The organism is Geobacter sp. FeAm09, from assembly GCF_008330225.1.
Classification (GTDB): domain Bacteria; phylum Desulfobacterota; class Desulfuromonadia; order Geobacterales; family Pseudopelobacteraceae; genus Oryzomonas.
The window spans coordinates 3,467,250-3,490,934 of sequence record NZ_CP042466.1 but is presented as its reverse complement, the minus strand read 5'-3'; the positions used below and the strand labels follow the sequence as shown (position 1 = coordinate 3,490,934).

At 63.4% G+C, this 23,685-nt stretch carries 15 protein-coding genes, 3 tRNA genes and 2 pseudogenes; 15 read left to right on the top strand and 5 right to left on the bottom strand.

Translation table 11 applies throughout. The features are described 5' to 3' along the window. Positions 1-7: 7 nt before the first annotated feature. From FO488_RS16520 to FO488_RS16505, 4 genes are all read right to left on the bottom strand, one after another. On the bottom strand, positions 8-1,300 hold the full coding sequence (locus FO488_RS16520; RefSeq protein WP_149211561.1) for an adenylosuccinate synthase: 1,293 nt from the start codon (positions 1,298-1,300) through the stop codon (positions 8-10). Positions 1,301-1,498: 198 nt separating this feature from the next. Further along, a complete protein-coding gene (locus tag FO488_RS16515) occupies positions 1,499-2,806 on the bottom strand; it encodes an ATP phosphoribosyltransferase regulatory subunit (RefSeq protein WP_149211560.1) in 1,308 nt (435 codons plus the stop codon). A 129-nt stretch (positions 2,807-2,935) separates the two neighbouring features. Further along, the gene (locus tag FO488_RS16510; protein ID WP_149211559.1) at positions 2,936-4,450 is read right to left on the bottom strand and encodes a VCBS repeat-containing protein; all 1,515 of its coding nucleotides are present in this window, start codon (positions 4,448-4,450) and stop codon (positions 2,936-2,938) included. A 167-nt stretch (positions 4,451-4,617) separates the two neighbouring features. Continuing rightward, positions 4,618-6,132, bottom strand: a complete 1,515-nt coding sequence (locus tag FO488_RS16505) for a hypothetical protein (RefSeq protein WP_149211558.1) — start codon at positions 6,130-6,132, stop codon at positions 4,618-4,620. 520 nt (positions 6,133-6,652) lie between these two features. On the opposite strand from FO488_RS16505, the gene gatC reads away from it, so the two are divergent. From gatC to FO488_RS16460, 9 genes and pseudogenes are all read left to right on the top strand, one after another. Beyond that, positions 6,653-6,940, top strand: coding sequence for an Asp-tRNA(Asn)/Glu-tRNA(Gln) amidotransferase subunit GatC (gatC, locus tag FO488_RS16500; protein WP_149211557.1), 288 nt, complete (start codon positions 6,653-6,655; stop codon positions 6,938-6,940). Positions 6,941-7,094: 154 nt separating this feature from the next. Then, a complete protein-coding gene (gene gatA, locus FO488_RS16495) occupies positions 7,095-8,552 on the top strand; it encodes an Asp-tRNA(Asn)/Glu-tRNA(Gln) amidotransferase subunit GatA (RefSeq protein WP_149211556.1) in 1,458 nt (485 codons plus the stop codon). A gap of 241 nt (positions 8,553-8,793) precedes the next feature. After that, entirely contained in the window at positions 8,794-10,236 is a 1,443-nt protein-coding gene (gene gatB, locus FO488_RS16490) for an Asp-tRNA(Asn)/Glu-tRNA(Gln) amidotransferase subunit GatB (protein ID WP_149211555.1), read from the top strand. Between the two features lie 125 nt (positions 10,237-10,361). Then, the gene (locus tag FO488_RS16485) at positions 10,362-10,727 is read left to right on the top strand and encodes a response regulator (protein WP_149211554.1); all 366 of its coding nucleotides are present in this window, start codon (positions 10,362-10,364) and stop codon (positions 10,725-10,727) included. Between the two features lie 3 nt (positions 10,728-10,730). Continuing rightward, positions 10,731-12,362 carry a chemotaxis protein CheA gene (locus FO488_RS16480; protein ID WP_149211553.1) on the top strand — a complete coding sequence of 544 codons (1,632 nt, stop codon included), beginning with the start codon at positions 10,731-10,733 and terminating at the stop codon, positions 12,360-12,362. Between the two features lie 95 nt (positions 12,363-12,457). After that, positions 12,458-13,174, top strand: coding sequence for an outer membrane lipoprotein carrier protein LolA (locus tag FO488_RS16475; RefSeq protein WP_149211552.1), 717 nt, complete (start codon positions 12,458-12,460; stop codon positions 13,172-13,174). 68 nt (positions 13,175-13,242) lie between these two features. Continuing rightward, a pseudogene (locus tag FO488_RS16470) lies at positions 13,243-13,763 on the top strand (YajQ family cyclic di-GMP-binding protein). A gap of 221 nt (positions 13,764-13,984) precedes the next feature. After that, positions 13,985-15,301, top strand: a complete 1,317-nt coding sequence (gene rimO, locus FO488_RS16465; protein ID WP_149212231.1) for a 30S ribosomal protein S12 methylthiotransferase RimO — start codon at positions 13,985-13,987, stop codon at positions 15,299-15,301. Between the two features lie 102 nt (positions 15,302-15,403). Continuing rightward, on the top strand, positions 15,404-15,844 hold the full coding sequence (locus FO488_RS16460) for a TraR/DksA family transcriptional regulator (RefSeq protein ID WP_149211551.1): 441 nt from the start codon (positions 15,404-15,406) through the stop codon (positions 15,842-15,844). Here the strand turns inward: FO488_RS16460 and FO488_RS16455 are convergent. Then, positions 15,841-16,989: a DUF362 domain-containing protein gene (locus FO488_RS16455; RefSeq protein WP_149211550.1), complete on the bottom strand. Its 1,149-nt coding sequence runs from the start codon at positions 16,987-16,989 to the stop codon at positions 15,841-15,843. The two genes, FO488_RS16460 and FO488_RS16455, sit on opposite strands and share 4 nt — an antisense overlap. Positions 16,990-17,092: 103 nt before the next feature. Between FO488_RS16455 and FO488_RS16450 the strand changes: the two genes are divergently transcribed. The 6 genes and pseudogenes from FO488_RS16450 to FO488_RS20215 all read left to right on the top strand — a co-directional run bounded on the left by FO488_RS16450 (position 17,093) and on the right by FO488_RS20215 (position 23,653). Next, positions 17,093-18,394, top strand: coding sequence for a diguanylate cyclase (locus tag FO488_RS16450; protein ID WP_149211549.1), 1,302 nt, complete (start codon positions 17,093-17,095; stop codon positions 18,392-18,394). A gap of 68 nt (positions 18,395-18,462) precedes the next feature. After that, a tRNA-Lys gene (locus FO488_RS16445) sits at positions 18,463-18,538 on the top strand. Positions 18,539-18,545: 7 nt separating this feature from the next. Beyond that, a tRNA-Glu gene (locus FO488_RS16440) sits at positions 18,546-18,623 on the top strand. A gap of 42 nt (positions 18,624-18,665) precedes the next feature. After that, a tRNA-Lys gene (locus tag FO488_RS16435) sits at positions 18,666-18,741 on the top strand. A gap of 332 nt (positions 18,742-19,073) precedes the next feature. After that, positions 19,074-22,564 (top strand): annotated as a pseudogene (gltB, locus tag FO488_RS20225) (glutamate synthase large subunit); the annotation flags it as partial. Positions 22,565-22,570: 6 nt separating this feature from the next. Then, positions 22,571-23,653 (top strand): hypothetical protein, encoded by a 1,083-nt coding sequence (locus FO488_RS20215; protein WP_370514345.1) that lies wholly within the window; start codon positions 22,571-22,573, stop codon positions 23,651-23,653. Positions 23,654-23,685: the final 32 nt, after the last annotated feature.

The window sequence follows — 23,685 nt, the reverse complement described above, 5'->3', positions numbered from 1 at the left end:
AGACCGGTTACTGGAACGGGTTGCGCAGGGTGATGGTCTGGTCGCGGCGCGGGCCGACCGAAACCAGCACGATCGGGCAGCCGGCCAGCTCTTCCAGGCGCTTGACGTAGTCGCGGGCCTGCTGCGGCAGGTCCATATAGGTCTGGGCCCCGGTAATGTCGCTCTTCCAGCCGGGCAATTCCTCGTAGACCGGCTGGCACTTCTCGAAGAGCTCCAGGCTGGCCGGCAGGGTCTCCAGGGACTTGCCGTCGCAGGTGTAGCCGGTGCAGATCTTGATGGTGTCGAAATCGGAGAGCACGTCCAGCTTGGTCAGGGCGATGCCGGTCAGGCCGTTGACCCGCACGGCATACCGCACCACCATGGCGTCGAACCAGCCGCACCGCCGCGGCCGGCCGGTGGTGGCGCCGAATTCCCCCCCCACCTGGCGCAACTGCTCGCCGGTGGCGTCCAGCAGTTCGGTCGGGAAGGGGCCGCTGCCCACGCGGGTGACGTAGGCCTTGGAGATGCCGATGATCTCGTGGATGTCCCGCGGGCTGACCCCGGAGCCGGTGCAGGCGCCGCCGGCGCAGGTGGATGACGAGGTGACGTAGGGATAGGTGCCGTGGTCCACGTCCAGAAGCGTCCCCTGCGCCCCTTCGAAGAGCGCCTTCTTGCCGGCCTTCAGGTCTTTGCTGAGGATGAGCGAGGTGTCGGCGACGTACTTCTTCAGCACCTCGGCGTAGCCGCTGTACTCGGCCAGGGTCGCGTCGAAATCGCAGGGCGCCTCACCCAGCAGCTTTTCCAGGATGAAGTTCTTTTCGGCCAGCACCTCCTTGAGCTTGCGGGTGAAGATCTCCCGGTCAAGCAGGTCCATCAGGCGGATGCCGCGCCGGCCGATCTTGTCCTCGTAGCAGGGGCCGATGCCCCGTCCGGTGGTGCCGATCTTCCGGTCGCCGCTCTTGGCTTCGCGGGCGATGTCGATCTGTTTGTGGTAGGGCATGATGATGTGCAGCGATTCGGAGAGCAGCAGGCAGGAATCGTCGCTGATCCGGCCGGTCTCTTTCAGTTTGGTGATCTCCCGGATGAACACCTCCGGGTCCAGCACCACCCCGTTGCCGATGATGCAGCGCTTGCCCTCGTGGAGTATGCCCGAAGGGATCAGGTGCAGGACGACCTTTTCGTTCCCCACCACCAGGGTGTGGCCGGCGTTGTTGCCCCCCTGATAGCGCACGATGTCATCGGCGTGCTCCGTGTAGATATCGACGACCTTGCCCTTGCCCTCATCGCCCCATTGGGCGCCTACAACTACAACGTTTGCCATGTCTCGTGGTCTCCCTGTGAAGGTTGTTGAAAAACAGCCGTCTCGCCGCCATCCTCGAAAGCCCTTTCGTGCGGCGTAGCGTCCCCTCATCCTATCCTTCTCCCTTTGGGAGAGGGTGGCCAAAGGCCGGGTGAGGGTCTCCTCACGGCTTGTCGAGCGGGTGCGACGATCCGACTATTTTTGAACAACCTGAGTGTTTCAACAGTCTGTCTCTTCAATAAAAGTAACAAGATTTTCGGTCAGCATCATCTCTTTGCTGATGGTGAATCGTTTGCCGTCGCGGACCCGCACGGCGGTATAGGCATCGCCGCCCGCCTCGTCCCCGATGACCAGCATGCTGCGGATGTTCATGCGCCTGGCATAGGCCAGCGAGTCTTCATAGTCCCGGCGGATGATGTCCCGGGCGGCGGTATACCCGCGGGAGCGGAGGAGGCGTGCGACTTCGAGCACCTCGCGCCGGTCGTCGCGGCGGTTGAACAAGAGGAAGTCCCGGGTGGTGCTGGCCTCGACCTCGGGCCGCCGCTCCAGGGCCTGGAGCAGGCTGAGCACGTTGAAGGTGAAGCCGGTGGCCGGGGCGGCGAAACCGTAGCGGGCCGTCAGGTTGTCGTAGCGGCCGCCGCTGCAGACCGGTTCGCCCAGGCCGCCGACGAACCCCTCGAAGGTGATGCCGGTATGGTAGCCAAGGCCGCGCGTTTCCCCCAGATCAATGGTCAGGTGGTCGCCGACCCCGTGGATGTCCAGGATGTCCAGCACCTGGCGCAGATTCGCCAGCGCCGCCCGGGAACGCTGGTTGACCACCACCTTTTCGGCCTCGGTCAGCACCTCGCGGCCGCCGAAGAGGCGCGGCAGGGCCGCGATCTCGCGCCGGGAGGCATCCGAAACCGTGCTGGCGGCCAGTACCCGCGACACGGCCGACGCATCCTTGCGCGCGATGGCCTCCTGCAACTCCCGCAGCGGCTGGCCCTCCAGGCCGGAGGCGGCCATGATCCCGCGGCAGAACTCCACCTGCCCCAGATCGATCTTGAAGTTGTCGAAGCCGAGTTTCTGCATGGCCTCGATCGCCATGGTCACCATTTCCGCATCCGCCTCGGGCGAGTCGAGGCCGATCAGTTCCACCCCCGACTGGAAGAGCTCCCGGCTGCGGCCGGTCTGGCTCTCGGTCTGGCGCAGCACGCGTCCGCTGTAGCTGATGCGGTGGGGCAGGGGCCAGCCGGAGAGGCGGGTCGCCACGATGCGGGCGATCTGGGGGGTGATGTCCGGCGGGAACGCCAAGAGGCGCCCGGTCTGCCGGTCGTCGAAGCGGTAGGTCTTGCCCTTCAGCTCCTCTCCCATGCCGATGGTCAGCACGTCCTCGTATTCCAGCTTGGGGGGGATGATGCGCCGGAACCCCCACAGCTCGAAGACATGGCGGATCTTCGCTTCGATGAAGCCGATCTTGGCGGCGGCGTCCGGCAGGAAGTCGCTGACGCCGCGGGGGAGTGAAATGTCGGGTGATAACATGGTCATGAATCTCTGTTCCTGGAAGAATTGGTTCTCATACACCCCTGCTGCGGCGCGTACAAAGCATTCGGACCGGGAAGCCGCCCAGAGGGGAGTGCGGCTTTCCGGTCCGGAGTCGGGAGGGCCGGGGGTGGGTTATTCCACCTTCTTGATGGCCAGGGACGAAGCCCCGCGGGTGGTTATCCCGGAGCGCTGCACGGTCTGCAGGATAAACAGCTCGTTTTTGGCCTCGTCGAAATAGTAGTCCGGCATGTAGTTCTGGGTATCGCGGGTACGCCACTTCTCGTCCAGGCTCGAGCCGTTCCAGGAGAAGCAGTAGACCGTGCCCTTCTTGTAGGAGCGGGCATTGCCCAGCACCCAGAACCCGTCGTTTTTGCCCACCAGGATGGCGCCCCCGGCGGTTGCCTGGATACGCATGTTCATGAAGACCCAGCGGTATTTTTCCCCGGACACGCGGGCATTGACACCGGTGTCCTCTTTCTGGAAGTACAGTTCCGAGCCGCCGAACTTGTCGTTGCTGCGCCAGAACTCTTTCTGCTCCTGATCGTAGACGACCAGGTAGCCGTCCGGGTTGATGACGGCCGTGAGCGTCTTGCCGTCCTGGTCGCGGAGCTGGTTGAAGGTGTAGATGGTGCCGAAACGGGGCATCTTGACCGGGTTCTTCAGGGCAATTTCGTTGCCGGAGCGGGTCGCCTCGAAGACGTCGCCGAAATAGTCCGCATCACGGCCCATGGCCTGGACGTAGAGTTTTTTCGGCCCGCCGGCCAGGCTGAAGGCGCGGAAGAACCAGGGCAGGTCTCCGGCCAGTTTCACCAGTTTGTCGCCCTGCACCTGCCAGACCTGTGAGGCGAGCTCGTCGCCGCGAATGATGGTCACATAGATTTCAAGGCCCTTGCTGCCGTCGATGGTATCCAGGGAGAGGATCTTCTCGGAGCTTCTGAACTCCGTGTCGGCCACCAGTTTCATCTCCCCGGCCTGGCGGTAGTAGGAGAGGCGGCGCTCCTCGGCCAGGAACACCTCCCGGCTGCCGTCGGGCAGGGTGGCGCCCAGGGCCACCAGGTTGGCGGCGCCGGTCAGGCGCTTGCTCAGCCAGCCGCCGGTGTTGCCCTGTTCCGTTTCCTTGGGCTTGATGAAATCGCCGGCCGGGGCCACACGGACCTGCTCGTTTTTGATGATGTCGGACTTCGGCGCCGCCAGCGGCGCTGCCGCCGCAACGACCGGAACGGCGGCAACGGGAGCACCGGCTGCCGGTTGCCCGGGATGGATCTTATCCAGCTCGGCGGCCAGCTTCTCCGCCAGCTTCCCCACCGCCGGAATCAGCTCTTCGCTGCTGTCCCCCTGGATGTAGGCGCGCGTCAGGGTTTTGCCGCCGCTCGTTCTGGCCAGGGCATCCATGCTGAAGACCTTGCCCAGGACCACGTACGTCCCGCTCACGACGGCGTCGGCCTCGGCCGCGCTGCCGACGGCCATGATCCTGTCGCTGTTCAGGCGCGCCGCCAGCAGGGCCTGGAGCGTGGTTTTCATCTCATCCTTGTTCGGGACGCCGATGGCGTTCATCTCGGACACGAACACCCGCAGCTGTGCCGCAAAGGCCGGCAGGGCCGCCAGCGGAAGGAAGAGCGCGGCAAGCAGTACGATCACTTTTTTCATGGTTTCTCCTCAGCCTGTTTCGGGGAACGTTTGTTTGGGGGCGGTCAGCTCTGCATTGAATGCCGAATAGCAGGAAACCGATGGATTATCGCAAAATAGCCCGGACATGTCAAAAAAAAAGGGCGGGATCGCTCCCGCCCTTTCGGTGCCGCTTCAGGTGTTACGGTTTAGAATGCGTAGCTCAGCACAACGCGACCCGTGTAGGGGTTTTCCGGATCTTTGCCGCCGGTGGCGGATTTTGCATAGTAACCGCCCAGGACGAGATAGGCAGCCTGGATCTTGGCGGTCAGGTTGTCATACATCTTGTAGCCGGTTTCCACGTTGATTTCGGTACCCATGAAGTTGGAAGCGTTCTTGGGCGAACCGGTGAGGCTCTTGTCGGTCGGTTTCAGGCTGTTGGTGTGAGCTGCCCAGCCCAGGCCCACATTGGCGCTGGCAAAGGCCTTCGGGGTGATGGTGGCATCATACCCGAGGGTGTAGAGGTAGAGGCCCTGGCCGTTGATCGGGGAGGTGCCGTTGCCCGAGTTGTACACCAGGGAGGAGTCGGTGCTGGTTCCCTGGGCGCCGGCGTTGCGGTTGAACAGCATCATGCCCGATTCGTTGTAGGAGTTGGCGCCGTTCGTCGAGGACCAAGTGGAGTTGGGGGACTGCATGACGCCCACCCAGCCGGTGTAGTGCTTGCCGGGGTTGTTGGCGTTGCCGGAGGTGAAGAGCAGGGCGCTCCGCAGGGTGCCGGGGCCGACGGCGGCTTTGGCTGCCACGTTGTAGGCGAAGGCGTTGAGGTAGGCGCTGTCGCCCTGCGTCGTCACGCCGCGGATTACGCCGCCCTGGTAGGCGCCGAAGCCGCTCAGGGCAACCTTGCCGATCTTGGCGTCGCCGGTCAGGGCGATGACGTGTACCATGGTGGAGCCGTTTTCAGCACCGCTGACGTAGTTGGTGCGGCCGTCGGCATAGATGTAGTAGGCTCCGCCCACGTTTGCGTCCTTGCTCAGGGCGTACTTCAGTTCCACCGCTCCGATGTCCAGGTTTTCGTTGCCGCGCACCAGGTTGGTCTGGCCGCTGCTGGCGCTGAAGTAGGACTGGTCATAGGCGCGCAGGTAGCCTGCGTTGAGGGTGGCGTTGTTCAGCTTGGTCGAGGTGATCACGCCGGCGATGTCGGCATCGAGGAAGATCCCCTTGATGGAGTCTTTGAACGGCTGGATACCGGCGATGACGGTCGTCGGGGTCGAGGGCACCTTGAACTGCAGGTAGACCCATTTGGTTTCCAGGTTGACCGCGTCGGATTCCATGGCGCCGCCGGAGTTGCGGAATCCGGCGGTCACGTTCGATTGAGCAACGTTGGAGTTGGTGGCTGCGATGCTGCCCTGAGCCCTGTCGCCGAACACGGAGTCGATCTCGAAGGCGGTTACCAGTTTCAGATCGTCGTTGGCCTTGGCGGTGTAGAAGATGCGGGCGCGCTGCTCGAAGTAATTGTTGGTTTTGAGGTTTTGCGTGGCGTTGGCGTATGCGACGCCGGGGGTGATCACGCCGTTGCCTTCAGCGCCTCTTTCGTAGTTGGACAGGAAGTATTTCAGGGTGTAGCTGCCGTGGAATTCGTTCTCGAATGCCATTGCCGGCACAGCGGCCATGGCGCCGAGGGCGCTTGCTGCTGCAACTGCCAGAATCCTCTTTTTGATACTCATGTGTGCCTCCTTCATTTTTATTGAATGCTGATACTACTGCGGGCTGCAAACATAATGTTACCGTTGGATTGGTTCTCGGCGATCACCACCTTTCATTGCGAATTTGGCGTCAGGAACCGCTATTACCGCCGCTGAATCATGGCTATAAAACACAAATACCCCCAGGTAGCCCGCATCAAACCGGCAACCTGAAGGTAATAAGGAATCCTCTCGCTTTTTTCGATAATTCTCCGAAACGGTTCACAGTGTCATCGGCTCCCTTTGGTCGTTGTCGCTTCAAATAATAAAAGCGACAATAAAACAACAGGATAGCTGTTTTGGCGGATCGTCTGTTTCAGGATATGTTCTAAAAAGTTGTGCAAAATATACAATAAATAAAACCAAAGTCAAGCAAAAAGTGGTTTTTACGGGGCTTTGCCGCCCGTGAACGGTGCCGCGAACGTGGTTGTCAAGCGCCGTGTTTCATGCTACAAAACAGTCCTCGCACGGACTAATTTCTCTACTAGTGGAGCATGGCGTCATGAAAATATCGGTTGCCGACGTTGAGTATGTGGCCCGCCTGGCCCGCCTGGAGTTGAGCGCGGCTGAAACGGACCTCTTTGCCGGGCAGATGGATGCGATTCTCGGCTATGTGGAAAAGCTGAACGAATTGGACACCGCCGACATCCGTCCCACCTCCCATGCCGTTCCGGTGGAAAACGCCTTCCGCGAGGATGCCACCCAGCCTTCCATCGGTGTCGCACAGGCCCTTGCCAATGCTCCGGACCGGGCGGACAACTTCTACCGCGTGCCGAAGGTCATCGAATGACGCCTGCATGCCGGTCTGCGGGCCGCAAGGCTCAAAGAACGCAAGTTGCCTACCATACGCCGCAAAATTGGCGATAGGGTTGCCGCCATGTTTCGTTTGCGTTACGTGCGAAATTTTGCTGTGAAATGCCTTAAAAATCGGAGATGTTATTCAAATGGATATTTTTGAGCTTACCATCCATGAACTGCACGGGAAGCTGAAAGCGCGCCAGGTGTCCTCCGTCGAAGCGACCCGGGCCATGCTGGAGCGCATCGAGTCGGTCGAGCCCCGGGTCGGTTCATTCATCACCCGGACCCCCGAGTCGGCCCTGGCCGAGGCGGAGGCCGCCGACCGGCGCATCGCTTCCGGCGATGGCCACGTGCTCACGGGGATTCCCCTGGCCCTCAAGGACATCTTTCTGACCGAAGGTATCCGCACTACCTGCGGTTCGCGCATCCTCGACAATTTCATCCCCCCCTACAGCGCCACCGCGTGGGAACGGCTGCGCGACAGCGGCTGCGTCCTCGTGGGCAAGCTCAACCAGGACGAATTCGCCATGGGGTCGTCCAACGAATCCAGCGCCTTCGGCGTCACCCGCAACCCGTGGGATACCACCCGCATCCCGGGGGGCTCGTCCGGCGGTTCGGCGGCGGCCATCGCCGCCCGCCAGGCCACGGCGACCCTGGGGACCGATACCGGCGGCTCCATCCGCCAGCCCGCCTCCCACTGCGGCTGCGTCGGCCTCAAGCCGACCTATGGCCGGGTCTCGCGCTACGGGGTGATCGCCTACGCGTCCTCCCTCGACCAGGTCGGCCCGATCACGCGGGACGTGACCGATTGCGCCATCATGCTGGGGGCGGTCGCCGGCTACGACCCCAAGGACTCCACCAGCGTCAACACGCCGGTGCCCGATTACACGGCCGCCCTGACCGGCGACGTCAAGGGCCTGAAAATCGGCCTGCCCAAGGAGTACTTTATCGACGGCCTCGATCGGGACGTGCAGGCGGCCATGGACCAGGCCATCGAGACCTACCGCCGCCTGGGGGCGGAGTTCGTCGACATATCCCTGCCCCACACCGACTACGCCGTGGCGACCTATTACCTGATCGCCACCGCCGAGGCCAGCTCCAACCTGGCCCGCTACGACGGCGTCCGTTTCGGGCATCGCAGCGACCGGGCCGAAGGGCTGATCGACATGATGACCAAGAGCCGCAGCGAAGGGTTCGGGGCCGAGGTCAAGCGCCGCATCATGCTGGGCACCTATGCCCTCTCCTCCGGTTACTACGACGCTTATTACGTCAAGGCCCAGAAGGTGCGCACCCTGATCATGGGCGATTTCACCCGCGCCTTCGGGGATGTGGACGTGGTCCTGACCCCGGTGGCGCCGACGCCGGCCTTCAGGATCGGCGAGAAGGTCGATGACCCGTTGCAGATGTACCTGTCGGACATCTTCACCATTCCGGTCAACCTGGCCGGCACCTGCGCCATGTCCGTTCCGGCCGGCTTCTCCGCCTCCGGCCTCCCCATCGGCCTGCAGCTGATCGGCAGGCCCTTCGACGAGGAGACCATCCTGCGCGCGGGCCACGCCTTCGAACAGGCCACGGAGTGGCATACGCGGAAGGCTGAGATTTAAAGGCAGAAATCTGCCACAGAGACACTGAGACGCAGAGTGGGACAAAATCGGACACTACATTGGATGAACAGGATATACCGGATAAGGCGTAAAGATTTAACCAATGGTTTTCAGGGTATTATCCCTTTCATCCTGTTCATCCATGTAAAATAGGTTCTGCCTTTGACGTTCTCCGTGTCTCTGTGCCTCTGTGGCAGGTTTATGATATTCTGCTTTCAACTTAATTTTGGAGCCACTATATATGAAATTCCAGCCCGTTATCGGCCTTGAGGTCCATGCCCAACTCAAGACCGGGTCAAAGATCTTTTGCGGTTGTTCCACGACCTTCGGTTCCGAGCCCAACTCCCAGACCTGCCCGGTCTGCCTGGGGCTGCCGGGCGCCTTGCCGGTGCTGAACAAGAAGGTGGTCGAATTCGCCATCAGGGCCGGGCTGGCCACCAATTGCACCATTGCCCACCACAGCGTCTTTGCCCGCAAGAACTACTTTTATCCCGACCTCCCCAAGGGGTACCAGATCAGCCAGTTCGAGGAGCCGATCTGCCGCAGGGGGTGGCTCGATATCCAACTGGAAGGGGAGGAGCCAAAGCGCATCGGCATCACCCGCATCCACATGGAAGAGGATGCGGGCAAGCTGGTCCACGGCGATGTCCCCGGCCTGGAGGATGGCTCCGGGGTTGACCTGAACCGGGCCTGTACGCCGCTTCTGGAGATCGTCTCCGAGCCGGACCTGCGCTCGTCGGACGAGGCGGTGGCCTACCTGAAGCAGTTGCACCGCATCGTGACCTGGCTGGGGATCTGCGACGGCAACATGGAGGAGGGGAGCTTCCGCTGCGACGCGAACGTCTCGGTCATGCCGGTCGGTTCCGATACCCTGGGCACCCGGGCCGAGATCAAGAACGTCAACTCGTTCAAGTTCGTGAAGCAGGCCATCGAGTACGAGATCCAGCGCCAGATCGACCTGATCGAGGATGGCGGCAGCGTGGTCCAGGAGACGCGCCTGTTCGATCCGAACAGCGGGACGACCCGTTCCATGCGCAGCAAGGAAGAGGCCCACGACTACCGCTATTTCCCCGACCCCGACCTGGTGCCGCTGGTCATCGGCGCCGATTGGGTGCAGCGGGCGCAGCAGGAATTGCCGGAACTCCCGGAGCATCGGCAGCAGCGCTTCATCACCGAGCTGGAGCTGCCGGAGTACGATGCGCTGGTGCTCACCGCCAGCCGGGAACTGGCCGATTATTTCGAAGAGTGCGTGGCCTTTCACCACAACGCCAAGGCCGTGTCCAACTGGCTGATGGGCGAGGTGACCCGGGCGCTCAACGATTCGGGGACGGCCATCGCCGCGTGTCCCGTCATCCCGCGCCAGTTGGCCGAGCTGATCACGTTGATCGACAGCGGCGCCATTTCGGGCAAGATCGCCAAGACGGTCTTCGAGGAGATGTGGAAAAACGGCGGAGACCCCCAGGCGATCGTGGAGAAGCAGGGATTGGCCCAGGTTTCCGACACCGGCGCCATCGAAGCCGTCATCGACGGGATCATCGCCGCCAACGCCGCCCAGGTGGAGGAGTACCGGGGGGGCAAGGAAAAGGTGTTCGGCTTCTTCGTCGGGCAGGTCATGAAGGCCAGCAAGGGCAAGGCCAACCCGGCGGTGGTGAACGAACTCCTCCTGGCCAAACTCAAGGGATGACACCGCTCCGGTGTTCACACCACACCGGATAGATTCATTATAAATCGGCAGTCCTGCCACAGCTGCTCTGTGGCACATGCTTTTCTGGGTTCATGTATCCGGTTGTCAGCGCAATGGAGGCCGCAATGAGCAATGCTACGGTGATGATCGTCGATGACGCCCTTTTCATGCGCAACAATCTCGGCACCATCCTGCGGGACAAGGGCTGCACCGTTGTGGCCGAGGCGGCCAGCGGCATCGAGACCATGAAAAAGCTCCACGACTGCGATCCGGACATCATCTTTCTGGATATCATCCTGCCCGATGCCAACGGCATCCAACTGCTGGACTTCATTCTCAAGATGAAGCCGCGGGCCAAGGTGGTCCTCTGCTCGGCCATCGGCCAGGAGGCGATCGTCAGGAAGGGGCTGGACCAGGGGGCCCGGTACTTTGTCCAGAAGCCCTTCAGTCCGGAAAAGATCGCGGAAGCGCTGAAAAGCCTGGGGGAATGAGTCATGGACATGTCCCAATACCGGGATTTGTTCATCTCTGAATCCAGGGGGCATATCCAGGTATTCAACGAACTGATCGTCAGGCTTGAGGATGGCGCCGCCGACCAGGCCGCCATCGACGAGCTGTTCCGCCATGCCCATTCCTTGAAGGGGATGGCCGCCACCATGGAGTACCAGACCATCGCCGACCTCGCCCACGGCATGGAAGACCTGCTGAGCAAGGTGCGCAGCGGCGCGTTCGGCTTCAGCCCGGGCCTGGCCGATCTCCTGCTGCAGGGGAACGATACCCTCGCCGCCATGATCTCGGCCATCGAGACCGGTGACGAGCGCTTGCCGGATGCCGCCGGCCTGGTCACCCGGCTGGCCGGCTTCGACCCCGCCGGCACTCCCGCCACCCCCCCGCCGGCCGTCACCACGGATGCCGAACCGGGAACCGCCGGCCGCGAGCGGGCCGAGGCGGCCCCCGAGCACCAGCCCCGGCATGCCGATTCCTTCAAGAGCGTCCGCGTCAGGACCGAGACCCTGGACCGCCTGGTCACCATCACCGGCGAACTGATCACCACCCGCTACCGCCTGGCCGACCGTGCGCTGCGCTGCGAGGGCGCAGAGCTGGCAGAGCCGCTCACCCGGCTTTCCGCGCTGCTGCGGGAACTGCGGGACGAAGTGTTCCAGGCCCGCATGCTCCCCTTTTCCTTTGTCGCCGATCGTTTCCCCCGGCTGGTGCGCGACCTGTCCCGCAAGCAGGGCAAGGAGGTCCTTTTCCGGGTGGAGGGGAAAGAGATCGAGCTGGACCGGGGCATTCTCGAAGAAATCAGCGAGCCGCTGGTGCATATCCTGCGCAATGCCGTGGATCACGGCATGGAACCGCCCGAAGAGCGGGTCGCGGCCGGCAAGCCCGGCCTCGGCACGATTCGCATCGTCGTGACCCGCGACAAGGATTGCGTGACGATCGTGGTCAGCGACGACGGCCGGGGCATGGACCCGGCACGGCTCGCCGGCAAGGCGGTGGCGCGGGGCATGCTCAGCCGGGAACAGGCCGATGCCCTGACGCGGCATGAGGCGCTCATGCTGATCTGCGCCCCCGGTTTTTCCACGGCGGAAACCGTCAGCGACATTTCGGGGCGGGGCGTCGGCATGGACGCCGTCAGGGCCGCCATGCACGCCCTGGGGGGAGGGCTCGCCATCGAATCGGAGGCGGGCCGGGGCAGCCGTTTCCTGCTGCGCCTCCCCATCTCGGTTTCCATCATCCACGCCCTGCTGGTGGAGTGCGGGCCCCTGACGCTCTCGTTTCCGGTCAATGCCGTCGCGCGCACCATCGAGGTCAGGCGGGAGGAGATCTTCGAGGAGCGGGAGCAGTCCTTTTTCCTGCTCGATGGCCGGCAGGTCCCCCTCAGGAGCCTCAATCGCCTGCTCGGGCAGGCACCGTCGCCCGCTGCCCGGGAGTTTGTCCCGACGGTCGTGGTCGAGGCGGGCGGCATGATGGTGGGGCTGGCCGCAGACCGCCTGCTCGGCCAGCGGGAGATCTTCGTGAAGCCGCTCGGCATTCCGTTGAGCCGCGTCACGGGGCTTACCGGCGGGGCCATCACGGGAGACGGCCGCATCGTGTACGTCGTGGATGCCGCTGCGCTGGTATAGCACGCCTCTTGAAAGCGGTTGCGCCAGGTGCGCTCCTGTGGCAGAATCAACGACCGGTTTTCGCCATTTTGCATTTATTCAGGAAAGGCTACCTCATGATACGCTGGCTGGCATGCAGTTTGACGCTTTTGCTGGTTTTGGTCTGGACACCGCTGCAGGCTGCCGACAAGCCCGCCGCTCTCAAGGACGTGATCGGGGCGCTGGAAAAGGGGTACGCAGGGCTGCAGGACGTTCACGCCGATTTTTCCCAACGGACGCTTATCGCCGGGGTCGGCCGCGAACAGAAGGGCAGCGGCGAGCTGTTCCTGAAACGGCCCGCTTCGAGCGCCGCCATGTTCCGCTTCAATTATGCCAAACCCAAGCAGCAGATCGTCTCCAACGGCAGGCAGGTCTGGTTCTATCTGCCCGAAAACCGGCAGGTGATGGTCAGCTCCGTGGCCGACATGTTCAAGGGGGGCAATGCCATTGCGCTCTCCTACCTGACCGGCCTGGGGCATGTGACGCGGGATTTTACCGTTTCCTTCGCCAGGGAGCAGCGTGACAAAAACGGCAACTACCAGTTGGAACTGGTCCCCAAAAAGCCGACGACGGTTCTGGCGCGGCTCCAGTTGACGGTTTCGGCCGAGGCGGTGGAGCGTTTTCTGCGCCAGGGGAACGTGCAGGACCTCTTCCCGGTGCGGGCTTCGGTCGTGCACGATGCCGCCGGCAACCAGACCCGCATCGACTACAGCCGCGTCAGGGTCAACAAAGGGCTCGACAACGGCACGTTCACCTTCAAGGTCCCCGCAGGGGTCGAGGTCGTCAAACCGTAAGGCCCTGCCCGGTGCGGGCATGCCGGGCTGAATGGCTTCACTGCATCCCCTGTGGGCTACGAGGGGATATGCTCGTATATATTACAACTTCGGAGGATGCCTCTATGCCGTCATTCGACATTGTTTCGAAAGTGGACATGCAGGAAGTGGACAACGCGGTCAACCAGGCGATCAAGGAGATCGGCCAGCGCTACGACTTCAAGGGGTCGAAGAGCGAGATCACCCAGGAGAAGGACGCCGTCAAGATCCTGGCGGACGACGACTACAAGCTCAAGGCCGTGGTGGACGTGCTCCAGTCCAAGTTCATCAAGCGCAACATCTCCATCAAAGCCTTGCAGTACGGCAAGGTCGAGGCCGCCTCGGGGGGATGGTGCGCCAGATCATCACGGTCCAGCAGGGGATCTCCAAGGAGAAGGGCAAGGAGATCGTCGCCGCCATCAAGGAGAGCAAGCTCAAGGTGCAGGCGCAGATCCAGGATGACCAGGTGCGGGTGACCGGCAAGAACCGGGACGACCTGCAGGAGGCGATTCAGCTCCTCAAGGGGAAGGACCTGGGGGTCGAGATGCAGTTCGGGAATTTCAGGGAGTAGCTGAAAAACAAATCAGTGGAAAGAATGTGCCACGGAGCCACAGAGACGCGGAGCGAACAGGACGAGAGGCAATAACCGTTTTTACGCGTCATTATCCGGTGGGCTGTTCCGGCTGAAAACATTCCGCGATTTTCTCTGTGCCGCAGTGGCTCTGTGGCCTAATTGCCGTTAATGGAATAAAAGGGGTGTGTGTGAGCGAAAGCGTTAAACAGAAAGTAAGCATGGTCAGCCTGGGCTGCCCCAAGAACCTGGTGGATGCCGAGGTCATGCTCGGTGTGCTTGCCAAGGATGAGTACGAGATCACGACCGACGAAAAGGATGCGGACGTGATCATCGTCAACACCTGCTCGTTCATCAAGGAAGCCAAGCAGGAGAGCATCGACGCCATCCTGGACCTGGCGGAACGCAAACACGACGGGCGCTGCCACACCCTGATCGTCTCCGGCTGCCTGCCGCAACGGTATCAGGAGGAGCTGGCCAACGATCTGCCCGAGGTGGATATCTTCATCGGCACCGGCGATTACCCCCGCATTGCCGAGATCCTGGCGGAGAAAAAGGATTCGGACGGCCAGCTGCGCTACGTGGGCGACCCGGACTACATCTACGACGAAACCCTGCCGCGCCTCAACTCCTCGCCGGCATGGTATTCCTACCTCAAGATCGGCGAAGGCTGCTCCAATTGCTGCTCATACTGCGTGATCCCCCAGTTGCGGGGCGCCTACCGGTCCCGCCCGCTGGATGCGCTGGTGGCCGAGGCGGAACGGCTGGCCGCCCGCGGGGTCAAGGAGATCAACGTCATCTCCCAGGATGTCACCCGTTACGGCAGCGACCTGGACGACGGCTCCACTCTGGAGACGCTGCTGCGCCGGTTGGCGGCCATCGAAGGGATTCGCTGGATCCGCCTTCTGTACGCGTATCCCGACGGCATCACCGACGGCCTGATCGAGCTGATCCGTGACGAGCCCAAGATCTGCAAGTACCTGGACATTCCGATCCAGCACATCGCCGACCAGGTCCTCAAGCGGATGAACCGCCGGAGCAGCGAGGCGCAGATCCGCAACCTGATCGCCACGCTGCGCCGGGAGATCCCCGGCATCGCGCTGCGCACCTCGCTGATCGTCGGGTTCCCCGGGGAGACGGTGGACGACTTCGCCAGCCTCATGCAGTTCGTCGAGCAGACGCAGTTCGATCGCCTGGGGGTCTTCTGCTACTCGCGGGAAGAGAATACGCCGGCCGCCGCCATGCCGGACCAGGTCTCGGAGCGGGTCAAGCGCGAGCGCTGCCGCAAGCTGATGCGGACCCAGGCACGGCTGTCGTTCCGCCGCAACCGGGCCCTCATCGGCACCACGGAGCAGGTCATCGTGGAGGGGTACAGCGAAGAAACCGAACTGCTCCTCAGGGGGCGTTCGTCGCGCCAGGCGCCGGATATCGACGGGCAGGTCTACATCACCGCCGGAACCGCCGAGGTGGGCGACATCGTTTCCCTCAAGGTCACGGACTCGTCGGATTACGACCTGATCGGCGAAATAGTCGTTTGACGCCGCCCCCGGTTGTTTGGCTTGACAAACAATCCGTTTTCTGCAATAGTTTGCCCCCTTTTCAGGGGTGGTACGAAAGCAGACCAGGGGAGTGAGGGCACCATGGCCACGAAACCGGCAAAAAAGAAATGGCAGGAAATCAGGGAAATCCTTCAACAAATGAAGCAGGATACCCTGCGGGAAATATCCAAGACCGTCAAGAGCGGCGCCGAAACCACGGTTTCCGGCGAGCCGAGCGGCGACATCTATGACCAGGCGTCATCGGAGCGGGACCGGGAGCTCGGGCTGCTCTTGGGGGACCGGGAACGGGAAAAGCTGCACAGCATCGACGAGGCCCTCCTCAGGATCGACGAGGGGGAATACGGCATCTGCGAGGAATGCGAAGAGGAAATCCCCCTGGGGCGGCTCAAGGCCATGCCGTTCGCGCGTCATTGCGTCAAGTGCAAATCCGATCTGGAGAAGCTGCAGGCCCAGACCAAGCGTTTCGAGGAGGACCGCGCCTATCGCGAGATCCCGCTCGGCGGCGAGGAAGAGGACGCCTAGCGCCGTTTCCCCCGTGAACGGCTGAAGGCCGTTGCAATCCTCAGCAGCACCCCCCGCCGCACCTGCATGGCGTCGTGGGGACACAGTTCACGGCAGCACCAGCAACGAATACAGCTCCTTTGGTTGACCGCCAGGGAGCTGTTTTTTATTTGTATGGCTTCCGGCGGGCAGGCGTCCCGGCAGATGCCGCACAGCACGCAGCGGCGGGCGTCGGCCACGGGGAACGACAGCAGGTGGCGCCTGAGGCCGTTCTTGATGAAGGCCGGCAGGCCGAATTGCACATCCAGGCCGGTGGGGAGCCTGAACCGTTTTCCGCCGAACCGGTCGAGGGGCGCGCCGGCAAGCTCCAGTTCGCCCATGTCCGTCCCCGTCAGCCCCATGCGCGCCGCCTCCCGCTCCACAGGCAGCAGCTCGGCGGCTATCCCGGCCAGGCGGCCGGCCACCGTGTCCACCGCCACCGGGTTGACGCCGGCGAGCAACGCCCCAAGGCCGATCGGGTCGCCGCTCCCCGGTCCGTTCCCCTCCATGGCCACGATGGCGTCCACAATGTTCAGGGCCGGTTTTTTCAGCAGGTATATCTCCAGCAACAGCCGGGCGAACTGCTCGCGCGATTGCCCGGCCCTCAGGTGCCACGCCGGTTTTTCCGTCCCCACCACCACGCCGAAGAGGTTCTTCACCGCGCAGGTCATGGTCATCATCTCGTGGGTCTTCAGCTTGGGCAGGTTGATGACCTTGTCGGCCTCCCAGTAGGCGCGCGCTATGGCGATGCGGCGGAAGGTCCCCGCACCGTTGAGTTCGACGGTCTCGTCGAACTCGACCAGTTCGGCGCCGCTCTCGCGCGCCGCCAGGCTGATGCCGCTTTTGTCGGCCACCTTGCGGAACCCGCCGATGCCGGGGCTGTCGCCGATCATGACCCTGCCCCCCGCCTCCCCGACCAGGTCCGCGACCGCCTTCACGACAACAGGGTGGGTGGTGACCGCCGCTTCCGGGGGCTTGGCGGCCAGCAGGTTCGGTTTGAGCAGCACCCGCTCCCCCGGCCGGACGAAGGCCGCCATGCCGCCCAGAGGTTCCAGGAGCGAGATCAGCGCCTCCCGTACCCGGGCGGGGTCATAGTCGTTGCACTGGGCGAGGCTTACTTTTTCCATGGGGCTTCCTTTATCCGGCGGCCCGCCGGGCTACTTGCGGCGCGCCGATTATGCGATACACTGGTGGCTACAGGGGAATCCACTATGAAACCGGTGCGAAGCCATGTCGCCATCGCTGCTCCATAACGACATCTCGCTGCTCTATGTCGAGGACGACCAGATCACCCGGGACACGGTTTCGCGCCTGCTCATGCGCGCGGTCGGCACCGTGTACGTGGCCGCCGACGGCAGGGAGGGGCTCGCCATGTACCGGGCCCATCTCCCCGATGTGGTGGTGACCGACATCAGGATGCCGGTCATGAACGGCATGGAGATGGTGCACGAGATCCGCCGCATCCGGCCCGATTGCCCCGTCATCGTCCTGACGGCGTTCAGCGATACCGAATATCTGCTGGACTGCGTCTCCATCGGCATCAACCACTACATCGGGAAGCCGGTGGATGTTGCCAAGCTCATGGAGGCCGTGACGCAATGCTGCGAGTACGTCAACCTGAAGCGCCGCCTCAAAAAACAGGACGAGTCCCTCAACCTGCTTTCCCAGGCCATGGAGCAGGCGCCCACCTCGGTTCTCATTACGGACTTGAACGGCACCATCGAATATGTCAATGCCACCTTCACCAAGATGACCGGGTACCGCGCAGGGGAGGTCGTCGGCCGCAACCCCCGCATCTTCAAGTCGGAACTCAATCCCCCCGAGCTGTACCGGGACCTCTGGAGCAGCATCAGTGCCGGAGAGGAGTGGGAGTGCGAGCTGGCCAACCGCCGCAAGGACGGCACGGTCTATTGGGAACTGGCGAAGTTTTGCCCGTTGCGCGATTCCGGGGGTGGCGTCATCAAGTATCTCAAGGTATCCCAGGATATTACCGAGCGCAAGCACTATGAAGAGAACCTGCGCTATCTCAGCACCCATGACTCGCTCACCAATCTCTACAACAGGGCCTATTTCGAGGCCGAGATGAGCCGGCTGGCGGCCAGCCGGGATTTCCCGGTCAGCATCGTCATCGCCGATATCGACGGCCTCAAGATGATCAACGACACCTACGGCCACGACGAAGGGGACCGGCTGATCCGCATGGCGGCCGAATCGCTCCTGTCGGCCTTCCGGGCCGGCGACGTGGTTTCCCGCATCGGCGGGGACGAATTCGCCGTGCTGCTGCCGCGCACCGACCAGGAAACCGCCCAGGCGGCGGTGCGGCGCATCGTCCAGGGGGAGTTCCGCCCGCGGCGGGAGAAGAACGGTTATTCGCGCGGCCTCTCCCTGGGGGTGGCCACCGCCCATGACGCGTCCGAGCTCTGCGCCTCGCTCAAGATGGCCGACCGGCGCATGTACCAGGACAAATACGACAAGAAGGGGCGCCTGGCGGAACAGCCCCGCGGCGAGGACGACGGCATTGCCGGAGATTAATTTTGTTGCGGGATAAAAAATAATTGTTGACTCGATCTCATTTCTGTTGTAAATATCCAATTCTCTTTGAGCCGCTAGCTCAGTTGGTAGAGCACCTGACTTTTAATCAGGTGGTCGTTGGTTCGATCCCAACGCGGCTCACCACTGAAACGTCCCCTTCGTCTAGCCCGGCCCAGGACACCGCCCTTTCACGGCGGCGACACCGGTTCAAATCCGGTAGGGGACGCCAAAAACAATGGCCCTGGACATCAGTCCGGGGCCTTATTTCGTTGGGCATATAGCTTAGCTGGTAGAGCAGCCGACTCTTAATCGGCAGGTCGTTGGTTCGATCCCAACTATGCCCACCATCGACCCGAAGGGCCGGACACCTCGTCCGGCCCTTTTTTCGTTTTCGTTGCCGCGCGCCCCGTTTTCCGGGTGCGGCGGGCGGGTGACGTCCCCTGTCCGCACCGGATTTGGGCGCCGCTCCCCTCCCGCGCGCCCCCCGTCGTCACCTTTTCTTGCGCGATCCGGTATTTGATGTTGAAAATATCGTAACAAATAGGTATGTTATCCCTCTTAATGTATCGTTTGTACACACCCCCGTCCGGGAACTGCACCGTATCACGTTCAGCCTCTACCCGCCTCACCGTCGAGCGGTACATGACAAGATACCAGCACCACACATAAAGGCAGCCATATGAAAAACATCGAACCACCCAAAAAACAGGGCCTCTACGATCCCCAATTCGAACACGACGCCTGCGGCGTCGGCTTTGTGGTCAACATCAAGGGGGCAAAATCCCACGAGATCGTCCGCCAGGCCTTGACCGTCCTCGTCAATCTCGATCACCGCGGCGCCTGCGGTTGCGAACCCAATACCGGGGATGGCGCCGGCATCCTCATCCAGATGCCGGACCGGTTTCTGCGCAAGGTCTGCGCGCCGCTGGGCATGGAGCTGCCCGAGCCCTCGCGCTACGGCGTCGGCATGGTGTTCACCTCGCCCAACCCGACGGAACGCAACAGCGCCCGCCACATACTGGAAAAGGTCGTTGCCGAGGAAGGGCTCAAGATCATCGGCTGGCGGGATGTGCCCACCGACCATTCGTCCCTCGGCGCCACCGCCCGGGCCAGCGAGCCGGTGGTGCGCCAGCTGTTCCTCAAGGCGAACGCCGACGACCTGGACGAGCTGTCGTTCAACCGCAAGCTCTACATCCTCAATCAGCGGGCAACCGGCGAGATTCGCCGCGCCGGCGTGGATAGCCACTGGTACGTCGCCAGCATGTCCACCCGCACCATGATCTACAAGGGGATGCTCATGCCGGTCCAGGTGGACCAGTACTACCCCGACCTGCGCGACCCGGCGGTGGAAACCGCGCTGGCGCTGGTGCACTCCCGTTTTTCCACCAACACCTTCCCCAGTTGGGACCGGGCCCACCCCTACCACTTCCTGGCCCATAACGGCGAAATCAACACCCTGCGCGGCAACGTCAACTGGATGCATGCCCGGCAGTCGCTCTTCAGCAGCCACCTGTTCGGGGACGATATGAAGAAGGCGCTGCCGATCATCAATACCGACGGCTCCGACTCGGCCATGTTCGACAACTGCCTGGAGCTCCTGGTCATGGCGGGGCGGTCCCTGCCCCATGCGGTCACGATGATGGTCCCCGAGCCGTGGGAGAGCCATGAAACCATGGAGCCCGCCAAAAAGGCCTTTTACGAATACCATTCCTGCCTGATGGAGCCGTGGGACGGCCCGGCGGCCATCGCCTTCACCGACGGCCGCAGCATCGGCGCCGTGCTCGACCGCAACGGCCTGCGCCCGTCGCGGTACTACGTCACCAGCGACGACCTGGTGGTCATGGCCTCCGAGGCCGGCGTACTGCCCATCGAGCCGGAGCGCGTCCTCATGAAGGGGCGCCTGCAGCCGGGGCGCATGTTCCTGGTGGATACGGAACAGGGGCGCATCGTGCCGGACGAGGAGATCAAGCGCGAATTGGCGGCGGCCAAGCCCTACGCCGAGTGGCTGCGGGACAATCACATCCTGCTCGAGGACCTGCCCGATGCGCTCCATGTGTACGGGCCGGACCACGATACGGTCCTGCAGCGCCAGCAGGCCTTCGGCTACACCTTCGAGGATCAGCGCGTCATCCTGGGACCCATGGCGATGGACGGCGTCCAGCCGCTCGGCTCCATGGGGACCGACACGCCGCTGGCGGTGCTGTCCGACCAGCCGCAGCTGCTCTACAACTATTTCAAGCAGCTGTTCGCCCAGGTGACTAATCCCCCCATCGACCCGATCCGCGAGGAGATCGTCACCTCCACGACCACCCTCATCGGCTCCGAGGCCAACCTGCTCAAGCCGGCCGCCGCCAGCGCCCGCATGATCAGGCTGGAACACCCCCTGCTCTCCAACGAGGAGCTTGAAAAACTGCGCCACGTGGACAAGCCCGATTTCAAGGCGGTCACCCTGTCGCTGCTCTTCCCGGCGGCCGAGGGCGCCGCCGGACTGGAAAAGGCCCTGGAGCGGCTTTTCGAGGCGGCGGTCATAACGGTGGAGGCCGGCACCACCATCCTGGTCCTCTCCGACCGCGGCGTTGACCGGGAGCATGCCGCCATTCCCGCCCTTTTGGCGGTTGCCGGGCTGCACCACCACCTGATCCGGACCGCCACCCGCACCCGGGTCTCCCTGGTGCTGGAATCGGGCGAGCCGCGCGAAGTCCACCACTTCGCCGTGCTGCTCGGGTACGGCGCCAACGCCATCAACCCCTATCTGGCCTTCGAGTCCCTGGACGACATGATCCGCCAGGGGATGCTGACGGACATCACCTACAAAAAGGCGGTCAAGAACTTCATCAAGGCCTCCATCAAGGGGGTCGTCAAGACCATGGCCAAGATGGGCATCTCCACCGTGCAGAGTTACCGGGGCGCCCAGATCTTCGAGGCGGTCGGCCTGCACCAGTCGGTGATCGAGCGGTACTTCACCTGGACCCCGTCCCGCATCGGGGGCACCGATCTGGACGGGATCGCCACGGAACTCCTGGCGCGGCACCACCGGGCCTGGCCCGAGCGGGTGCCCGCCGATCCGACCCTGGACGCGGGCGGGGTCTACCAGTGGCGCGAGGACGGGGAGGAGCACCAGTACAATCCCCTCACCATCAGTTCGCTCCAGAAGGCGGTCCGCACCGACGACTACCAGGAGTTCAAGCGGTTCTCCGCGCTGATCGACGAGCAGGACACCCGCCTCTCTACCCTGCGCGGCCTCCTGGAGTTCCGGGAAACCACCGTCCCGGTGCCGATCGAGGAGGTCGAGCCGGTGGAAGAGATCATGAAGCGCTTCAAGACCGGCGCCATGTCCTACGGCTCCATCAGCCAGGAGGCCCACGAGGCGCTGGCCATCGCCATGAACCGGATCGGCGGCCTCTCCAACACCGGCGAGGGGGGGAGGACCCGGAGCGCTTCACCTGGACCAACGAACAGGGCGATTCCAAGAACAGCGCCATCAAGCAGGTGGCGTCCGGCCGCTTCGGCGTTACCAGCGACTATCTCACCAACGCCCGGGAGCTCCAGATCAAGATGGCCCAGGGGGCCAAGCCGGGGGAGGGGGGCGAACTGCCCGGCCAGAAGGTGTTCCCCTGGATCGCCAAGACGCGCCATACCACGCCGGGGGTCGGCTTGGTTTCGCCGCCGCCGCACCACGATATCTACTCCATCGAGGATCTGGCCGAACTGATCCATGACCTGAAAAACGCCAACCGCCGCGCCCGCATCAGCGTCAAGCTGGTGTCCGAGGTGGGGGTCGGCACCATCGCCGCCGGCGTGGCCAAGGCCCATGCCGACGTGGTGCTCGTCAGCGGCTATGACGGCGGCACCGGCGCCTCGCCGGTCTCCAGCATCAAGCATGCCGGTCTCCCCTGGGAGCTGGGCGTGGCCGAGACCCACCAGACCCTGGTCCTGAACAACCTGCGCAGCCGCATCGTCATCGAGGCGGACGGCCAGTTGAAGACCGGGCGCGACGTGGCCGTCGCCGCCCTGCTGGGGGCCGAGGAGTTCGGGTTCGCCACGGCGCCGCTGGTGTCCCTCGGCTGCATCATGATGCGGGTCTGCCACAGCAACACCTGCCCGGCCGGCGTGGCCACCCAGGACCCGGTCCTGCGGGCCCGGTTCGCCGGCAAGCCGGAATACGTGGTCAACTTCATGCGCTTCGTGGCCCAGGAACTGCGGGAGATCATGGCCCGGCTCGGTTTCCGGACCCTGAACGAGATGGTCGGCCGCGCGGACGTCCTGGAACCCCGCAGGGCCATTGCCCACTGGAAGGCCCAGGGGCTCGATTTCTCCAACATCCTGTACCAGCCCCCCGTCGGCCTGGATGTGGGGCGCTACTGCATGGAGGCCCAGGATCACGGCCTGGAGAAGTCCATCGACATGACCGTGCTCCTCGACCTCTGCCGGCCCGCCATCGAACGCGGAGAGCCGGTTGACGCGGAGCTGCCCATCACCAACGTGGACCGGGTGGTGGGGACGATCCTCGGCAACGAGATCACCCGGCGGCACGGCTCCCAGGGGCTCCCGGACGGGACCGTCAACCTGCGGTTCAACGGCTCGGCCGGCCAGAGTTTCGGCGCCTTCGTGCCCCGGGGGGTCACCCTGGGGCTGTGCGGCGACGCCAACGACTACCTGGGCAAAGGGTTGAGCGGCGGCACGATCCTGGTCTACCCCCCCGCGGGGTCGCCCTTCAAGGCGGAAGAGAACATCATCGCCGGCAACGTGGCCTTGTACGGCGCCACCAGCGGCGAGGCCTTCATCCGCGGCATGGCGGGCGAACGCTTCTGCGTGCGCAACTCAGGCGTCAACGCGGTGGTCGAGGCGGTGGGCGACCACGGCTGCGAGTACATGACCGGCGGCACGGTGGTGGTCCTCGGCCCGACGGGCCGCAACTTCGCGGCCGGCATGAGCGGGGGCGTGGCCTATGTGCTCGACGAAGCGGGCGATTTCGCCGGCCGCTGCAATACCCAGATGGTGGGCCTCGAGGAGCTCGACGACCGGGATGCGGCCACCCTCAAAAACATGATCGGCCGCCATGGGGAACTGACCGGGAGTGAGCGTGCAGCCGCCGTATTGGCGGATTGGGACCGGTTCCTGCCCCGGTTTGTCAAGGTCATGCCCAAGGACTACAAGCGGGTCGTGCAGGCCCTTGAAAGGGCGCACGCCGCCGGCCTGAGCGGCGATGAGGCACTGGCCGCCGCTTTCGAGGAAAACGCCCGGCTCGGTGCCCATTAGGCGGTCTGGGCGTCAGGCGGAATCTGTTCGAA

Bases quoted from the DNA above. Each gene is read 5' to 3' on its own strand.
- FO488_RS16520 (WP_149211561.1), bottom strand. From the start codon at position 1,300: ATGGCAAACGTTGTAGTTGTAGGCGCCCAATGGGGCGATGAGGGCAAG.
- FO488_RS16515 (WP_149211560.1), bottom strand. From the start codon at position 2,806: ATGACCATGTTATCACCCGACATTTCACTCCCCCGCGGCGTCAGCGAC.
- FO488_RS16510 (WP_149211559.1), bottom strand. From the start codon at position 4,450: ATGAAAAAAGTGATCGTACTGCTTGCCGCGCTCTTCCTTCCGCTGGCG.
- FO488_RS16505 (WP_149211558.1), bottom strand. From the start codon at position 6,132: ATGAGTATCAAAAAGAGGATTCTGGCAGTTGCAGCAGCAAGCGCCCTC.
- gatC (WP_149211557.1), top strand. From the start codon at position 6,653: ATGAAAATATCGGTTGCCGACGTTGAGTATGTGGCCCGCCTGGCCCGC.
- gatA (WP_149211556.1), top strand. From the start codon at position 7,095: ATGGATATTTTTGAGCTTACCATCCATGAACTGCACGGGAAGCTGAAA.
- gatB (WP_149211555.1), top strand. From the start codon at position 8,794: ATGAAATTCCAGCCCGTTATCGGCCTTGAGGTCCATGCCCAACTCAAG.
- FO488_RS16485 (WP_149211554.1), top strand. From the start codon at position 10,362: ATGAGCAATGCTACGGTGATGATCGTCGATGACGCCCTTTTCATGCGC.
- FO488_RS16480 (WP_149211553.1), top strand. From the start codon at position 10,731: ATGGACATGTCCCAATACCGGGATTTGTTCATCTCTGAATCCAGGGGG.
- FO488_RS16475 (WP_149211552.1), top strand. From the start codon at position 12,458: ATGATACGCTGGCTGGCATGCAGTTTGACGCTTTTGCTGGTTTTGGTC.
- rimO (WP_149212231.1), top strand. From the start codon at position 13,985: ATGGTCAGCCTGGGCTGCCCCAAGAACCTGGTGGATGCCGAGGTCATG.
- FO488_RS16460 (WP_149211551.1), top strand. From the start codon at position 15,404: ATGGCCACGAAACCGGCAAAAAAGAAATGGCAGGAAATCAGGGAAATC.
- FO488_RS16455 (WP_149211550.1), bottom strand. From the start codon at position 16,989: ATGGAAAAAGTAAGCCTCGCCCAGTGCAACGACTATGACCCCGCCCGG.
- FO488_RS16450 (WP_149211549.1), top strand. From the start codon at position 17,093: ATGTCGCCATCGCTGCTCCATAACGACATCTCGCTGCTCTATGTCGAG.
- FO488_RS20215 (WP_370514345.1), top strand. From the start codon at position 22,571: ATGCGCTTCGTGGCCCAGGAACTGCGGGAGATCATGGCCCGGCTCGGT.